Origin of the sequence: Pseudomonas putida NBRC 14164, assembly GCF_000412675.1 — a bacterium.
GTDB lineage: Bacteria > Pseudomonadota > Gammaproteobacteria > Pseudomonadales > Pseudomonadaceae > Aquipseudomonas > Aquipseudomonas putida.
The window spans coordinates 2,772,524-2,788,408 of the sequence record NC_021505.1; the positions used below are offsets into that span (position 1 = coordinate 2,772,524).

Here is a 15,885-nt window from a genome sequence, read left to right on the forward strand (position 1 = left end):
GCTGGCGCTGTACCTGTGGGAGCGGGTTCACCCGCGAAGAAGCCGGAGCAGGCTAAAACAGGCCCCAGCCTCCAGGCTCAGAAATCCACGCTGGCCGATAAGCGCAAAACCCGCGGTGTACCTTGGGTCAGATAGTTGTTCGAGGTCGACGCCGATGCCCAGTACGCCTTGTTCGCCACGTTCTCCACATTGGCCCGCAACGTCACCTGCTTGTCATCGACCTTGAAACGGTAGCGCCCGCCCAGGTCCACCCGGGTCCAGGCCGGGATGCTCAGGCTGTTGGCCGCATTCACATACTGGCCGCCGGTACGCAATACCCGGGCGCTGAGTGCGGCGCCCTGAATGCCCGGCACGTCCCAGTCGGCCCCCAGGTTGTACTGGAAGCGCGGTACACCGGCAGCACGGTTGCCGTCGTTGCTGCCATAGGCGGTGTTCTTCTGCTCGGTGTGCATGAACACGGCACCGGTCAACAGGCGCAGGCCGTCCACCGGTTCACCGAACAGGTTCAGCTCCACACCTTTGTTGACCTGCTCGCCGTCCATGCTGAAGGTGTCCAGCGTTGCGCCGGGTGCGCGGTAGGTGACGCTGTTTGGTTGTTCGATGCGGTACACACCCAGGGTGGCGCCGAAACTGTTCCAGTCCAGCTTCACCCCGGCCTCTACCTGCTTGCTGCGCTTGGGCGGGAATACTTCGTTGGCATTGCTGACACTCGACGGTGCCGTCGGGCCCTGGGCCAGGCCCTCGATGCGGTTGGCATAGAACGACACATGCTCCCAGGGCTTGATCACCAGGCCATACACCGGGGTGGTGATGGACTCGTCATACGGCGTGTTGCGCGCACCGGTGGCGGTCGCCCAGCTGTCCACGCTGATCGACTGGCGGCGCACGCCCACGGTCAGCAGCACGCGGTCATCGAAAAAGCCCAGGGTGTCGGACAGCGCCACGCTTTTGTTGCGGTTCTTGCCGACGATGCGCGGGTCGTGCAGGTCGCTGCCGAAATAGGTATCGGTCGGGCGCGGCACCTTCACCGGGTTGTACAGGTTGCTGTCGTAGCGCTTGGCCGCAGCCAGTGCTTCATAGGCTGAGCGCTGCTCACCCCACATGCCTGACAGGCCGAAATTGAAGCGGTGGCTGACCGGGCCGGTGGCGAAGCGGCCATTCAGCCCGGCAACGGCGCTCTTGTTGTCTTCGTCGTGGGGCGAGTACAGGAAACCACCACGCGCGGTGCCGTTGGCGTCGCTGACGTACAGCGAGGAATACTCGCCATTTTCGCGGGTGTGCTTGGCGCCGGCGCCGGCGTACAGCATCCAGTTGTCGTTCAGGTCATACTCGGCGTTGACCATGCCGTAGGTGTCTTCGAGCTGTGACCAGGTCCAGTCCTGCGAGTAATTGTCACGTGCAGACGGGGCGTGGGGCACTTTGCTGCCGTTGGGGTAGATCACCGCCCGGCCCTGGTTGATGCGCTCTTTCTGGTAACCCAGGTCGGTTGACAGGCGTAGCCGTTCGCCACGGTAGTCAAGGGCCACGGCAACCAGGGTGGAATGCTGGGCTTCGTCGTCGACGCCGGTGCCGCCGTCATGCTGGGCCAGGTTGATGCGAGCGCCGAAACGGTTGTCTTCACCAAAACGCTTGCCCAGGTCCAGGTGGCCGCCAACGTTGTCGCCAGTGGCGTAGTCGAGGGTGATATGCCGAGTGGGGGTATCTTCGGCGCGCTTGGGCACCAGGTTGATGGCACCACCAATGCCACTGCCCTGGGGCGCGACCCCATTGAGGAAGGCGCTCGACCCCTTGAATACCTCCACCCGTTCCAGGGCCTCGGTGGTCACTATCTGGCGCGGCAGCACCCCGTACAGGCCGTTGTAGCTGATGTCGTCGGTATTCAGCGGCAGGCCGCGGATGGTGAACACCTGCGAAAAGTTGCCGAAGCCCGCCGATTGGCGCACCGACGCGTCATTGAGCAACACGTCACCCAAAGTGCGGGCCTGCTGGTCGGCGATGGTCTTGGCGGTATAGCTGGTAACGCTGAACGGCACGTCGCTGATTGCCTGGTCGCCGAGCACGCCCAGGCGGGCGCTACGGGCTACCTGGCCACCTTGCCAGGTGTCGCTGCTGGCGGCCAGGTCGCTGTTGATGGTGGTTGCGCCCAGCTCCAAAGCATTGCCCAGGTCCACCGTCGGCGCCAGGGTGTAGCCGCCACTGTCGGTGGTTATCAGGCTGTAGCCACTGCCGGCCAGCAGGCGGGCGAAGCCTTCCGGCACGCTGTAGTTGCCCTCCAGCCCCTGGCTTTGTGCGCCCTTGAGCAGCGCCGGGTCGAACGACAGCGGTACCCCGGCGCTGGCGGCAAAGCGCGCCAGCACGTCGGCCAGTGGCCCGGCAGCCAGGTGGTAACTGCGCGAGGTGGCATCGGCGGCCATCGCTGTGGGGGCCAGGGCGGCCATGGCGATGGCGAGGCTCAGGGCCTTCAAAGGCAAGCGGTACGTCTGGCGGGGCGTCATGCGAGGGTCCTGTAGGTGCAGAAAATTGAAGGTTCTGCACTCATCACCGGACGACGCAGGAAAAGGTATCAACGAAATATTCACGGCCCCTGTAGGAGCGGCCTTGCGTCGCGATGGGCCGCAAGGCGGCCCCGGCAATCTTGCAAGAAGGCACAGAACTTGGGACCGCTACGCGCTCCATCGCGGCGCAAGGCCGCTCCTACAGGGCCCGCGTCAGGCGAGAGGTTCTACGGTTACCCAGTAACGGGTCAGGCCCTGGATTGTCACTGGCAGGGTGTCGCTCAGCAGCCGCAGGCTGGCATCGGTATCGGCCAGCGGGAAGGCGCCGGACACCTTCAACTCGCGTACTGCAGGGTGGCAGCGCAGCACACCGGGGCGATAGCGGGCCAACGCTTGCAGCAGATCGGCCAGGCGCATGTCACGGGCAAGCAGCATGCCGTGCTCCCAGGCCAGGTCACCGGTTTCCAGCGCAGCGGCGGGCAGTACCCGGTCGGCATCGAAAGCGCTGCGCTCGCCGGCCCGGAGCAGCAGGCCGCTGGTGGCGTGCACCGGGCGGGCCTCGACCGCGCCTTCGAGCACGGCTACCCGGGTCAACGGGCCATCGAGGTGCACGCTGAAACGGGTGCCCAGTGCAATGGCCCGGCCATGCAGGGTACGCACCATCAGTGGCCGCGCCGGAGTGGCAGGGTCCTTGGCGCTGGTAAGCAGGATTTCGCCCGCCAGCAGGTCGATGCGGCGCTGTCGGGCATCGAAGGTGATATCGATGGCTGTGTCGGTGTTCAGCAGCACCTGGCTGCCATCGGCAAGCGTCAACGCGCGTTGCTCGCCGACTGCAGTGCGGGCATCGGCGGCCCATTGCTGCCAGGGTGCTTCACGCCAGGCCAACCACGCCGCCGGTGCTGCCAGCAGCCACAGCCCCAGGCGATGCAGGGCCTGGCGGCGGCTCACTGCGCCGTTGCGGCTCAGGCGGCGCAGGGTTTCACCGGTAACGGGGGTGGGCAGGCGACGCAAATCACCGAGAATCGCCTCTGCACGTTGCCAGGCCTGGGCGTGCTGGGCGCTGCGTTGGCACCAGGCCTGCACGGCGTGATGATCGTCATCGGTGGCGGTGCCCGATTGCAGGTGCACCAGCCAGTCAGCGGCTTCGCCAAGGATCAGCGGGTCGATACGCGCGGTCATCCGTCAATGCTCAGGCAGGCAAGGAAGGCCGTGCGCATGTCACGCTTGATGGTAATCAGAGACAGCTGCAACTGCTCGGCGATTTGCGCATAGGTCAGCCCGTCCAGCTGCGACAGCAGGAACACTTGGCGGACCCGAGCCGGCATGTCGCGCAGCATGGCATCGACGCGGCACAGGGTTTCCAGGATCAGCCAGCGTGTTTCCGGCGCGGGCACCTCGGGTTGCGGCAAGTGGGCAATGGCTTCCAGATAGGCGCGCTCGACATCCTGCCGGCGCCAGCGGTCGACCACCAGGCCCTTGGCGATGTGGGTAAGCAAGGCCCGGGGTTCACTGCCGAAATAGCTATTGCCCTGGCGGCTGAGCAGGCGCACGAACGTGTCGTGAGCCAGGTCGGCTGCATCGCAGGCATTGCCCAGCTTGCGCCCCAGCCAGCCCTGCAGCCAGCCATGGTGCTCGGTGTACAGCGTCTGGACCTGCAGGTTGAGGGTAGGGTCGGCGGGCGGCATGGCGTGCGCAAGGTTCCGGCAAAAGGGGTGCAATTAAGAATTGATCGCATTCTAAGCGCCGTTTGTGGAACCTGGCAATGCGCAGGCGCTACAAGGCCTTGGCCAAAAACGCCGCTGTGCGGCTGTCGGCGCACCCGGCCACCTCCTGCGGCGTGCCACTGGCCACTACCTTGCCCCCGGCATCTCCGGCCCCAGGCCCGATATCGATCACCCAGTCGCTCTGCGCCACCACGCGCATGTCATGCTCGACCACCACCACGCTGTGCCCGCTGTCGACCAGGCGGTTCAACTGCACCAGCAGCCGATCGATGTCTTGCGGGTGCAAGCCGTTGGTGGGCTCATCCAGCACATACAGGGTTGCACCGCGGGCCTGGCGTTGCAATTCGGTAGCCAGCTTGATGCGCTGCGCTTCGCCACCGGACAGTTCGGTGGCCGGTTGGCCCAGGCGCAGGTAGCCCAGGCCGATATCCTGCAGCACTTGCAGGCAACGGCGCGCCGGTGGCTGTTCGGCAAATACCTGCAGGGCCTGGTCGACCGTCAGTTGCAGCACTTGGGCGATGTTCATGCCTTGCCAGCTGACAGCCAGGGTTTCGGGGTTGTAGCGGGCGCCATGGCAGGTCGGGCAGGGCGCGTAGACGCTGGGCATGAACAGCAACTCGACGCTGACAAACCCTTCACCTTCACAGTTGGCGCAACGGCCCTTGGCGACGTTGAAGGAAAAGCGCCCGGCGTCAAAGCCCTGGGCCTTGGCCTGATCGGTGGCGGCGAACAGCTTGCGCACATGGTCGAACAGGCCGGTGTAGGTGGCCAGGTTGGAGCGAGGTGTGCGGCCGATCGGCTTCTGGTCGACCTGCACCAGGCGCTTGATGCTGCCAAGGCCCGCACTCACGTGGCCGCTGCTGGCCTGTTCAGGTTCGTCTTCCAGGTTTTGTTCTTCCGGCTCGCTACGTTGCTCGGCATGGCCCAGGTACGCGCCCACCAGGTCAAGCAGGGCTTGGCTGACCAGGCTGGACTTGCCAGAGCCGGAAATACCGGTAACGGCGGTAAAGCAGCCAAGCGGGAAGGCGGCGCTGACGTTGTGCAGGTTGTTGCGGGTGATGCCCTCAAGCTTCAGCCAGTCGCGGGCCTGCCGCGGCTCACGCGTGGACCGGGCCGGGGCACTGAACAGGTAGGCGCGAGTGCGCGACGGCTCGACCTCGGCCAGGCCTGCGGGCGGGCCGCTGTAGAGGATGGTGCCGCCATGCTCGCCGGCATCTGGCCCTACATCCACCAGCCAGTCGGCGCGGCGCATGGTGTCCAGATCGTGCTCCACCACATACACCGAGTTGCCAGCCTGCTTCAGGCGTTGCAGGGCTTCGAACAGCGCTTCGCTGTCGGCAGGGTGCAGGCCGGCCGACGGCTCGTCGAGCACGTAGATCACGCCGAACAGCTGCGAATTCAGCTGGGTGGCCAGGCGCAGGCGTTGCAGCTCACCGAAGGACAAGGTCGGGGTGCTGCGCTCAAGTGCCAGGTAACCGAGGCCAAGGGCAAGCAGGGTATCGATGCGTTCGAGCAACTCGTTGGCGATGCGTTGGGCAGCCAGGCGCTTTTCTACCGTCAGCGGGTCCTGTTTTTGGGTCAGGTAGTCCGCTGCCGCCACCTTGCGCAATACCTCGGCCAGCGCCTGCAACGACAGGTGCGACAGCTCGGCGATGTCCAGGCCGGCGAACGTCACGCCCAGTGCCTCGCGCTTCAGGCGCTTGCCCTGGCACAGCGGGCAGGGGCTGGGGCGCATGTACTGGGCCACGCGCTTGCGCATCTGCGCGCTTTGCGAGTGCATGAAGGTATGCAGCACGTATCGCCGGGCGCCCATGAACGTACCCTGGTAGCTGGGCTCCTGTTTGCGCTTTAGCGCTTCGCGGGTCTGTGCCGGGGTCAGGCCGGCATACACAGGTGCGGTGGGCGTGTCCTCGGTGAACAGGATCCAGTCGCGCTGCGCCTGGGGCAGGTCGCGCCAGGGAATGTCGACGTCATAGCCCAGCGTTACCAGGATGTCGCGCTGGTTCTGCCCCTGCCAGGCCATTGGCCACGCCGCCACCGCGCGCTCGCGGATGGTCAGCGACGGGTCGGGGACCATGGTCGCTTCGGTCACCTCGTAGACCCGGCCCAGGCCGTGGCACTCCGGGCAGGCGCCCTGGGGCGTGTTCGGTGAAAAGTCTTCGGCATACAGCATCGCCTGCCCGGCCGGGTAGTGGCCCGCGCGCGAGTAGAGCATGCGGATCGAGCTGGACAGGGTGGTGACGCTACCCACCGAGGAACGTGCGCTGGGCGTGCCGCGTTGCTGCTGCAGCGCCACCGCCGGCGGCAAGCCGTCGATGGCATCCACGTCTGGCACGCCAACCTGGTCGATCAGGCGCCGGGCGTAGGGGGCCACCGATTCGAAATAGCGACGCTGGGCTTCGGCATACAGCGTGGAAAAAGCCAGTGAAGACTTGCCCGAGCCGGACACGCCGGTGAATACCACCAAGGCATCGCGGGGCACATCCACATCGATGTTCTTCAGGTTGTGCTCGCGGGCGCCACGGACTAGGACAAAACCCGTTGGCGAGGTAGGGCGCTGACGCATGCGGCGATCCTTGAACGTTGGGGAGTGGCCGTCAAAGTAACAGCATTCTAGCGGGTGCCCAGCACATCACGGATGTTGTCCACGACATTGTTGTCTTTGATCACATCACTGAGCCAGCCTTCCAGCGGCATGTTGCCCCACTTTATTGCACGTTCTATCAGGTAGGGTACCGGGCTTTGCGGTTCGCTCTGCTTGAAGTACTGGGCAATGCCCGCAAGCATGGTGAACGCCTCATCGCGGGTCAGCGGCGTGGTGCGCATGGCGGCTGGCACAGTCGCCGGTGGGCGTGTATCCATTTGTTCACCTGCTGATTGGGGGTTGGCCGTGACGGCCTCTGGCTCCTGCTCCTCGAGGAGGGTGGGGTGCAGCTCGACACCGCGGTCCTTGAGCAGTTTCTCCGCCAGCTGGCTTGCACGCGAGAGCATGTCGGCAAGGCTGGCAAAGCTGGGTGCCTCGCGCTCGAACAGGCGGTCTACCGTAGCCTGCAGGCGCTTGCATGCATTGAGACTGGTGGCAATCTCCAAGGCCTTGGCGCGCAGGTGATCGGTGTCGCTAAGTGCTACCGAGCGCTGGAAAATCTCAGCGTTGATCTTGCCTTCGTTAAGCGCTGTCTGCATTGCCTTGGGGTTTTGCAAGGCGAGGTTTTCTACGTGGCGTGATTCGTCATAGCGCAACACGCCAAAATTCTGCCCTTGGGTAATGGGCAAACCACCGGCAATGTCGCTGAGCGTGGTCTTGAGCCAGGACAGCCGCGCTGCGCGCTCATCCAGGCCGTCTTCCAGGGTTGGGTACAGCGTCTCCCAAAACGCGTCCAGCACCCGTTCGGTCAGCTCCAGGCCAAAGGTGATACCTTTGAAGTGCTCGCGCTGAGCCAGCCCTTCACTGAGCCAGGCCGCCAGCATCAAATCTTTGCTCTGCTCCGCCAGCCCTTGCGCCGACAGGTCGATCACCTGCTCCCAGTTGGCAGTCTTCAGGTCGGTTTGCCAGTCGCCCTGGGTCAGGTAGTCAGGGTCGGCCCGGCGTGCCTCCTTGATCTGGTCGAACAAGGCAGAGAAGCTCAAGTCTTCGCCACTGCCACCCTCGATGGGGGCGGCCAGCGTGGCCAGCGAAAGGTCATTGAGAATTTCAGGCATATAACACTCTGGACATGGCTAATGAACAGCGCGCCAGAAAAACTGGCGGCGCTGCCGGGTATGGGCCGCCGCAGCGGCCCATGGTTTGTCACCTGCTTAGGCAAACACTTTGTTCGCGGTGCGGTCCCAGCCACCGACGATGTTGCCGCCGGCCTGACCGTCGGTGCGGTTCTGCTGGGTGTAGGTGGTCTTGATACGGGCAAAGTTGAAGCTGATTTCTTCAATTGGCAGGTCGCTGACGGCCTTGTCTTCACCCCCTTGGTTGCCACCGGCAACGAACTTCACCGACGAGACCACGACTTCTTCCATGTCGATGGTCAGGTAGGTGACTTTATCGCCACCTGCACGGTTCACGTTCAGTTTCAGCTTGGCGATGTGCTTGCCGGTGCAGCAGTGCTCGAACAGCTTGGCCGAAGCCTTGTCGACGGCTTTACGGATCTTGAAGTCGCTCAGGGCAACACGCTCGGACGACGCACCACCCGAGGAGCTGGCAGTTGCCGAGGTAGCCTGGGTGGCGCCGTACTCGTAGCCCAGCACTTCGATCCAGTCCTTGTGTTTGTCATCCAGTACTTCGCCCGGGATGCCGTCGATTTGGATATACGCGTCAAATGCCATTGTGAAACTCTCCATTAACAACATGTAAAGGGTTGCTCATGCGCCCCTTGGTTTTGACCTCGCCGGGCACGCCGGCAGAGGTAGCTTGCCGCCCCCCGGGCCTCCTCCTGTGAGGCCCGGGCGACCGGTTCTTGCGGCATGGCTCAGTTGAGACCACGCACTTCGATTTCTACCCGGCGGTTGGGCTCAAGACACTTGATCAATTGCGCGCGCGGTTGCTGCATGTCGCAATTGACCAATGGCTTGCGGCTCCCTTCGCCTTGTGCAACCACCAGTTCGGCAGGCACGCCCTTGCCGACCAGATAGGTGCGTATGGTTTGCGCCCGTTGTTTCGAAACCTGCAGGTTGCCCTGGCTGTCGCCCAACTGGTCGGCGTGGCCCGAGATGACGATCTTGCCGATGTTCGGGGTGTTCAGCAGCTTGCTGGCAATCGCGCTAAGCTGGCCCTGGCCTTCGTTTCTAAGGCTCTGGAAGTCGGCGCGGCCGAAAGCGAACAGGGTGTCGGATTCCAGCGTGATGGTCTCGATCGAGCGCAGCGACTGAGCCCGCAGGCTGTCGATGTAGTTACGCGAACTGGACATCAGGAAGGCGTTGTCGAGGATGCGTGGCGCATCCGGCTCACGGATCTGGTCGCTATAGAAAGTGATCTGCCGGCTTGCGTACAGGTAGTCCTGGTTGCTGCCTGCTTCGCTACCGGCTGCGGTCATGCGCTGGCCGGTGTGGCGGGCGATAGCCGGGTACCAGTAGTCCGGCAGGTGCGCCTTGAGGAACGCCGGGTCGGCCTTTTCGCGCTGGGCCGGGGACAGCATCACATAGGTGTCCAGGGTGGCCTTGCCGAAATCGGCGATCGACTGGGCGCGGTTGTCATGCGGCAGCGCCTCGGCCTCGACGCTGTCAACACCGCTCACCGGCTGCAACTCGCGGGTGTTGCGCTGGTAGACCTTGAGCGTGGTCAACAGGTAAAGGGTTCGCGTGAGGTTGTCGGCCGTGGGTTTGAGCATCACGTTCTGCAACGTGGCGAAGTAGCGGCTGCGCAGCAGCGGCTCGACTTCATGGCCCTGGTAAAGGCCCAGGCGCATGCCGAGCGGCACGCCCTGCTCATGGTGTTGCTGATAGTAGTGCGCGGCCCAGAAGCGCAAGCGATCCAGGCTACGCCAGGCGGTGTACTGGCCGCTGGCAGCCTGGTCGTCGGCCTTGGCCTGGGCCAGTTCGCCGGCAATGCTGGCCAGGGTGGCGCGGTTGTTCAGGTACGACCAGCCCCACAGGCTGCACAGCACAATGGCTACCAGGCCGGCGGCGCCGACCCAGCCAGCCTTGCGCCGGCGTTCGCGGTGGTTGCTGGTGTACAGCGCCACCAGGTGTTGGTCGGGGATGATGACCTTGCGGAACAGGCTATTGATGAATAGCGGCGCCGGCTGGCTGCCAGCTTCGGCAGCACCTGCGGCGTGTTCGAGTGCGAAGCGCTCGGCCACATGCTGGCCGTGGCTGCCCCACTGGGCTTCGTCGGCTTGCAGCGCGGCGGTGAAATAGAAACCGCGCAGCATTTCGGCACTCTGGTACGGGTTGGCACGCAACAGGCTGTCGACGAACTGCTGCAAGCGCGGCTTGAGGGCGGCGAGCTCCAGCGGGAACCGATAGGCAGCGTTGTTCTGCCGAGTTACCTGAATGTCCTGTTGCACCAACTGCTGGCCTGCCACCTGCCGCCAGTAACCGGTCAGCTCGTCCATGGCCTTGCCGAAGCGCTGGCCCCAGTCGGCCTGTTCGTAACCCTTGTGCGAGAAGGTTTTGCCCATCACTTCGCCACGTGAGGCGTCGTCCAGCTGGCGATAGAACGCTGTAAACCCGGGTATCAGGTCGCACTTGGTGAACACCAGGTAGATGGGCAGGCGCACTTCGAGCAGGGCGCAGCTTTCCTGAATGCGTTCGCGCAGGCGCTTGGCCACGCGCTCCTGGTCCTCGGCCGAGCCATGCAGGATGTCGTCGATGCTGACGCTCACGATCAACCCGTTGAGGGGACGGCGCTGGCGATGCTGGCGCAGCAGCTGCAGGAAGCCGCGCCATTTGCCGGCTTCTTCCGGGCTGTTCATGTAGCGCCCGGCGGTGTCCAGCAGCACCGCTTCGGAACTGAAAAACCAGTCGCAGTTGCGCGTGCCGCCCAGGCCCGCCACCCTTGCGCCTTCGCGCTCGGCATAGGGGAAGTTCAGGCCCGACTGCAGGATCATGGTGCTCTTGCCCGCGGCCGGCTGGCCTATCACCAGGTACCAGGGCAGGGCATACAGCGCGTCTTTGGCCGAGGCGCCGCGGGGCTTGTTGCTGTGCAGGCGCTCGATGCTCTGCAGCAGGCGCTCGCGCAACAGGCTGACTTCTTCGCGGTCGGCCGGGGTGGCGCTGAGTACGGCCTGGTCAGCGTCGTCACGCAGCAAGCCTTCGAGGTTGTGGTGTTGGCCGACACCGCGGTACAGCAGCAGTACATAGCCCGCTGACAGCAACAGAAACACGCCGATACCTGCGAGCAAGCTGTGCAGCGAGGCGAAGCCGAAGGCACGGCCAATGGCCCAGACCAGGAAAATCGCCAGGAAGAACGCCACTCCCAGCAGGTAGGGTTGGTAGCGCAGGCAGTAGTACTTGATCTTGTTCATACAGGCGTCGCATCCAGTGCATCGACGAACTGGTCGATGACGTGTTCAAGAGGTCGGTCGTAATCGTGCAGCTGTGGCGCACCTGTCAGCGGGCTCAGCAATTTCAGATGCTCACCCTTGTCAGCGCAGCCACTGAGCAGTCGGTAGGCGCAGTTGGCATGGCGCGACGGGAAGCAGTAGAGGCGCGGGTGCATGAAGTCATCGGCCAGCAGGCTTACCGCCGGCACGCCATGGCTACCGCTCATGCGTGTCAGCCAGGTCAGCCACAGATCGGCAACAGGATTTTTAAGGCCGCGTTCTGCCGGCAGTGGCAATTCAATGCCGCCCGCAAAGTCGCCGTGCAGCGAGCCCCTGCTGTTTTTCAGGTGAGCGAGCGCGGTGGCGCTGTCGAAGCCCGGCCACGAACCGTGCAGGGCGCGGGCGACATCAGCAAAGCTGAAGTCGTGCAGGAACTTGGCATGAACCCGGCGGAACAGGTCCAGGTCCTGGCCCTGCAGCGGGCGCAAGGCCTTGATCCGTTCGAACAGACTGGCGCAATCGGCGCCTTGTACGGCCTGATGCAGCAAAGGCTTGATCTGCGCGCTGAACAGTTCGCCAAGGGTGAACGGATTGACCCCTGCAATGCCTTCCTCGCCCTTGATCAGCTGGAAGATGAAGAACGGGTAGCGCCGTTGGCTGGCATCGCGCGAGCTGAGCAGGCCGCCCAGCAGCCAGTTGCCGTTGCGTGCGCGGTAGTTGAAAAAACACATCGGCAGCGTGTCGAACAACGCTTGCCAGTCATCGCGGTGGCGCATGGCCACCAGCGATGATTGCAACCAGGCGTCGAACTCGCAGGCTTCCTCCGTCGCGCCGTGCAGGCTGACGAAGTCCGCGCTCGTCGGTAGCTTGCCGAAGCAACCGATCATTGCGCGCCCCTGTCGTTGAGGGCGCTCAGGGCCTTGACGTTACCCAGATCGGTCAGCTTGACCCCACCGAAGTTGCGTACAACAAGGCTCACGCGGCCACTGGCGGTGTTCCAGCTAAAGCGTTGCTGAATGCCGTCCAGGTCGTCGACGCGGGCGCTTTCGTTCATGCGCAGAAGGCCCCATCGGCCCGGGAAGTCGAACACGGTAAGCCGTGCGCCGCTCAGGGTAACCACGTCCAGGCGTGCGCCGGGGGCGTTGCTGGTGGCCGGCCAGGCAAAGCGGTTCCAGCTGCTGCGGCCGTTACGGTAGTGCTGTTCCTGGCCATCGAGCGTGAACACGATGTCGGTGAAGTTGGCCGAAGGCTCCAGCATGATCTCAAAGCCGTTGTCACGGTCCGAGAGGCTGGCGATCACCTGGCCCACCGAGCTGGCCTTGTCGATGCTGTTGAGCATGCCGGGGTTGACCAGCGCTGGCCCCTTGCTGTCACCCACGCCCAGGCCTTCACCGCCGGCCAGGTTGCCGATTTCGTTACGCTTGAACGCCGGGAGCAGGCCGCTTTGCGGGTCGACGAAGCGCTGCAGGTCTTTCACCGACGCTTCGTTGTTGCTGCTACCGGCAATGGGGTAACGGTGCGCCATGACCTGTTCCCACGGTTTGGCGATCTGCTGTGCCCAGGCTTTGGCGATTTGCTGGCCGGCCGGGTCGCGCAGGGTGGCCCAGGCGTACTGGATGGGCAGGCTGAACAGCCCCTGCAAGGAGCGGGACAGGCCGTCCTGGCTGGTATCGACGCTGCCTTCCACATAATTGCGTACGGTGGTGACTTCGCTCGGCTGGCCTTCCAGGGTCTCGCTGATCAACTGCTTGCTGCCCTTTCCCACATCCTGCGAGCGCTGGATGTTGTTCATGCGCACCTTGAGCTTGCGCAGCGCAGCCAGGTAGCGGTCCATGATGGTGCTGTCGGCGCCTTCTGCGTTGTTCTCGGCGAACACCCGCGCCACCGGTTCGAAACGCTTGGCCAGGCTGCCGTCATCCACTGCCGGCAGGGCCGGGGCGACGTTGGCGGGCAGGGCGTGATCGGCATCGAACAGGCCGGTGACCTTGCTCCAGAAGCCGTCATCGCGGGCGGCACCTGGGCTCGGGATAGCATGGTTGATCGGCAGGTCCCAGCGGGTATTGTCATTGACCGCAGCCAGCAGGTTCTTCACCGGCGAGTTCTGCACGTCGCTGAGCAGGCCCAGTTGATCGGTGGCCGAGGCCAGGTCGGCGAAGTGGCGCATGCCGACGCTGCTGACCATCTTGTACCAGGCTTGGGTGTAGTCGCGCTTGTAGCGGGCCATGAACTCACGCACGAAGTTGGCTTTTTGCACGACGGCATCGCCGCCTTCGCCGTCCAGCACCCAGTCCGACTCGTTGCGCAGGTTGCCCGACACCAGCTTGATCAGCTCGGGCTTGACGAAGGTGTCCCAGCCCTGGCGCGTGTAGATTGCCGGTACCCCAGCGGAGCTGTACAGCAGCGCGCGGCCCGGTTGCGGGACCAGGTCGTTGAGGCTGAGCGCCGGGAACTGGCGGCTCGACTCAAGTTGCAGGCGCAGGTATTCGCGATCGACCAGGGAGCTGGAGATCATGAATGCCTTGAGGTTCTGCCGGGTTTCATTGATCAACTGCTCGTTGCGCGGCAGCGCGGGCGCTTGGCCTTGCTCCAGCAGCTGCACGTACAGCGGCACGTTTTCCTCGATTACCCGGGTGTCGGCCGGGGACCCTTCAGCTGCTGCGCCGGCCCAGGCCTGGGGCAGGCTTGCAGAGACGAAGGCCGGGTCCGGGTGAGCCTGGGGTTCGGTCAGCAGCAGGTACAGTTTGAGTGTGTTGTAGGCCTCGATGATCGAGGCCACCTGTTGTTCGTTCAGCCGGCCAAGCATTTCTTCGGACAACGACAGGCCGCCGGTAGTGGCAGACAACTCGGCAGCATCGCTGGCCGTGGCCAGGTTGACCTTGGCGGCGTAGGCGCCCAGGCGGGTGTCGACTGCGGCGGCCTTGGCGGCCACGGCAGCGGCGATCGCCTTGCCGCTGCGTTTTTTAGGCTGCGGCGCCGGGGTGAACTCCAGGGCCTGGTTGATGCCGTTGGCAAAGGTGTTGAACGCGCGCATCTGCACTTGCAGGCTACGGGCGATCGGCTCCAGCGCCTGGCTGCGCAATTGCGCCAGGTAAGCGGTGCTGCTCACCTGGTGGATCGCTTCGCCATGGTAAAGGCCGGCAGCCAATTGCAGCGGGACACCTTGCAGGCGATGGGCTTCGACGATCGACATCTGTTCGCGCAGCACCTCCAACCCCTTGCCGGCAGCCAGCAGTTGCTCGCGCTCCTGCGCTTGTTCGATCTGCGCCAGTTGCCCGCGCAGGCCTTCGAGCCATTGCCGGTTGTTGATGAACGACAGTGCCTGCCAGCCGATGAACACAACCCCCGTGGCGACGGCCAGGCCTAGTAACAGAGGGCTGAACGCGGCCTGGCTGCCCTGGCGCGACTGGTACAAAGTCAGGTCGCGGTCCGGGAAGATCACCCGGCGGAAGGTGTCGGTGATGAAGTAGCTGCGGTTACCGACGGCCTTGGTGGTGCTTTCGACGCGCTCGTCGTAGGCCGCCTGGAGGGCGAACTCATCGGCGATGACGTCTTCATAAACCTGCCCCAGCTGCTGCCCGGTCTGCAGCGCACTGGTGAAGTACAGGCCCCGCAGCAATAGCGGATTACCACCGCGATGGCCCTGGGTGAAGTGGTCAAGGAAGGGTTCGAGCACTTCACTGAGGGCGGCGAAATACTGCGGGAAGTTCAACAGGGTGCTATCGGCTTCGGCACCGAGGGCGATCATCTGTGCGTCGACGTGCTGGCGAATACGGCCTTGCAGGTTTTTCAGCCGCGTTTGCAGCACGGCGTGCAGGCCATTGTTGCGGATTTCCGACAGGCCAAAGGTCATGCCCAGCGGCTGCTGGCGTTCGTGCAGGTCGAGGCCCTCAAATGCCTGGCTGAACCCCGGCAACTGGTCGGTCTTGCTCAGCATCAGGTAGATCGGCGGGTTGGCGCCCAGGCATTCGGCGTACTCTTCGACCCGTGCCACCAACTGGTTGGCCAAGGCATTGCGCTCATCGCTGTTGGCCGCCAGTAACTCGGGCAGGCTTACCACCAGGACCAGGCCATTGATCGCCGCCTTGCCGCGCTGCTTGCGCAGCATCCGCAGAAAGGCCGAGAACTCGCTGGCCGACTGGTCGTCGCGCAGGTAGCGCCCGGCGGTATCGATCATCACGGCATCGGGGCTGAAGTACCAGTCGCAGTGCTGGGTACCGCTTTCACTGTCGTTGGCCGTGGCAATGCTGGCCGACAAGCCGGAATGGGTCAGCAGCGAAGTCTTGCCCGCAGCCGACATGCCAACCACCAGGTACCAGGGCAGATCGGACAGCGCGGCCTTGCCGCCGCCTCCGGCAGAGCGGTCGGTGCGCAGCATGGCGATGGCGTGCTTCAGGCGCTCGCGCAGTACCTGCTGGTCACGGAACTCGCCGGTGGCATTCCACGAGCGGTCGACCTCGATTTGCAGCAGGTTCTCGAGGTTGTGCTCGGCACGGATGCGCTGATATTGGCGCAGCACAATCACCAGCAGGAAGCAGGCACTGATTATTGCCAGCGCTTCCGGCACGTGATGACGCAGCCACGGCACCAGCGGCGCGGCCAGCCAGCAAATCAACAGGCTGGCCAGCCACAGCAATGGCAGCAGCACCCAGAAACTTTTCAACAGACGCAGTAATGTTTTCATGTCTTCCTGACTCG

Annotated in this window: 9 protein-coding genes; all 9 read right to left on the reverse strand. The window is 64.1% G+C overall.

Annotation, left to right across the window (positions count from 1 at the left end; all coding sequences use genetic code 11):
* Positions 1–77 precede the first annotated feature (77 nt).
* Positions 78–2,495: a TonB-dependent receptor gene (locus PP4_RS12345; protein ID WP_016499513.1), complete on the reverse strand. Its 2,418-nt coding sequence runs from the start codon at positions 2,493–2,495 to the stop codon at positions 78–80.
* Between the two features lie 213 nt (positions 2,496–2,708).
* Positions 2,709–3,674, reverse strand: coding sequence for a FecR domain-containing protein (locus PP4_RS12350; protein WP_016499514.1), 966 nt, complete (start codon positions 3,672–3,674; stop codon positions 2,709–2,711).
* Positions 3,671–4,180: a sigma-70 family RNA polymerase sigma factor gene (locus tag PP4_RS12355; protein ID WP_016499515.1), complete on the reverse strand. Its 510-nt coding sequence runs from the start codon at positions 4,178–4,180 to the stop codon at positions 3,671–3,673. The genes PP4_RS12350 and PP4_RS12355 overlap by 4 nt, the downstream gene beginning before the upstream one ends.
* A gap of 88 nt (positions 4,181–4,268) precedes the next feature.
* The gene (locus PP4_RS12360; protein WP_016499516.1) at positions 4,269–6,785 is read right to left on the reverse strand and encodes an excinuclease ABC subunit UvrA; all 2,517 of its coding nucleotides are present in this window, start codon (positions 6,783–6,785) and stop codon (positions 4,269–4,271) included.
* Positions 6,786–6,832: 47 nt separating this feature from the next.
* Complete coding sequence (tssA, locus tag PP4_RS12365) at positions 6,833–7,918, reverse strand: type VI secretion system protein TssA (RefSeq protein ID WP_016499517.1); 1,086 nt, start codon at positions 7,916–7,918, stop codon at positions 6,833–6,835.
* Between the two features lie 96 nt (positions 7,919–8,014).
* A complete protein-coding gene (locus PP4_RS12370; protein ID WP_016499518.1) occupies positions 8,015–8,533 on the reverse strand; it encodes an Hcp family type VI secretion system effector in 519 nt (172 codons plus the stop codon).
* Between the two features lie 143 nt (positions 8,534–8,676).
* Positions 8,677–11,172 carry a type VI secretion system membrane subunit TssM gene (tssM, locus tag PP4_RS12375; protein WP_016499519.1) on the reverse strand — a complete coding sequence of 832 codons (2,496 nt, stop codon included), beginning with the start codon at positions 11,170–11,172 and terminating at the stop codon, positions 8,677–8,679.
* Entirely contained in the window at positions 11,169–12,077 is a 909-nt protein-coding gene (gene tagF / locus PP4_RS12380; protein ID WP_016499520.1) for a type VI secretion system-associated protein TagF, read from the reverse strand. The genes tssM and tagF overlap by 4 nt, the downstream gene beginning before the upstream one ends.
* On the reverse strand, positions 12,074–15,871 hold the full coding sequence (locus PP4_RS12385; protein ID WP_016499521.1) for a type VI secretion protein IcmF/TssM N-terminal domain-containing protein: 3,798 nt from the start codon (positions 15,869–15,871) through the stop codon (positions 12,074–12,076). Before PP4_RS12385 ends, tagF begins: the two co-directional genes overlap by 4 nt.
* Between the last annotated feature and the right edge of the window lie 14 nt (positions 15,872–15,885).

Excerpts from the sequence above, each read along its gene's own strand:
- tssM (WP_016499519.1), bottom strand. The coding sequence starts at position 11,172 with ATGAACAAGATCAAGTACTACTGCCTGCGCTACCAACCCTACCTGCTG.
- PP4_RS12370 (WP_016499518.1), bottom strand. The coding sequence starts at position 8,533 with ATGGCATTTGACGCGTATATCCAAATCGACGGCATCCCGGGCGAAGTA.
- PP4_RS12355 (WP_016499515.1), bottom strand. The coding sequence starts at position 4,180 with ATGCCGCCCGCCGACCCTACCCTCAACCTGCAGGTCCAGACGCTGTAC.
- PP4_RS12345 (WP_016499513.1), bottom strand. The coding sequence starts at position 2,495 with ATGACGCCCCGCCAGACGTACCGCTTGCCTTTGAAGGCCCTGAGCCTC.
- PP4_RS12360 (WP_016499516.1), bottom strand. The coding sequence starts at position 6,785 with ATGCGTCAGCGCCCTACCTCGCCAACGGGTTTTGTCCTAGTCCGTGGC.
- tagF (WP_016499520.1), bottom strand. The coding sequence starts at position 12,077 with ATGATCGGTTGCTTCGGCAAGCTACCGACGAGCGCGGACTTCGTCAGC.
- PP4_RS12385 (WP_016499521.1), bottom strand. The coding sequence starts at position 15,871 with ATGAAAACATTACTGCGTCTGTTGAAAAGTTTCTGGGTGCTGCTGCCA.
- tssA (WP_016499517.1), bottom strand. The coding sequence starts at position 7,918 with ATGCCTGAAATTCTCAATGACCTTTCGCTGGCCACGCTGGCCGCCCCC.
- PP4_RS12350 (WP_016499514.1), bottom strand. The coding sequence starts at position 3,674 with ATGACCGCGCGTATCGACCCGCTGATCCTTGGCGAAGCCGCTGACTGG.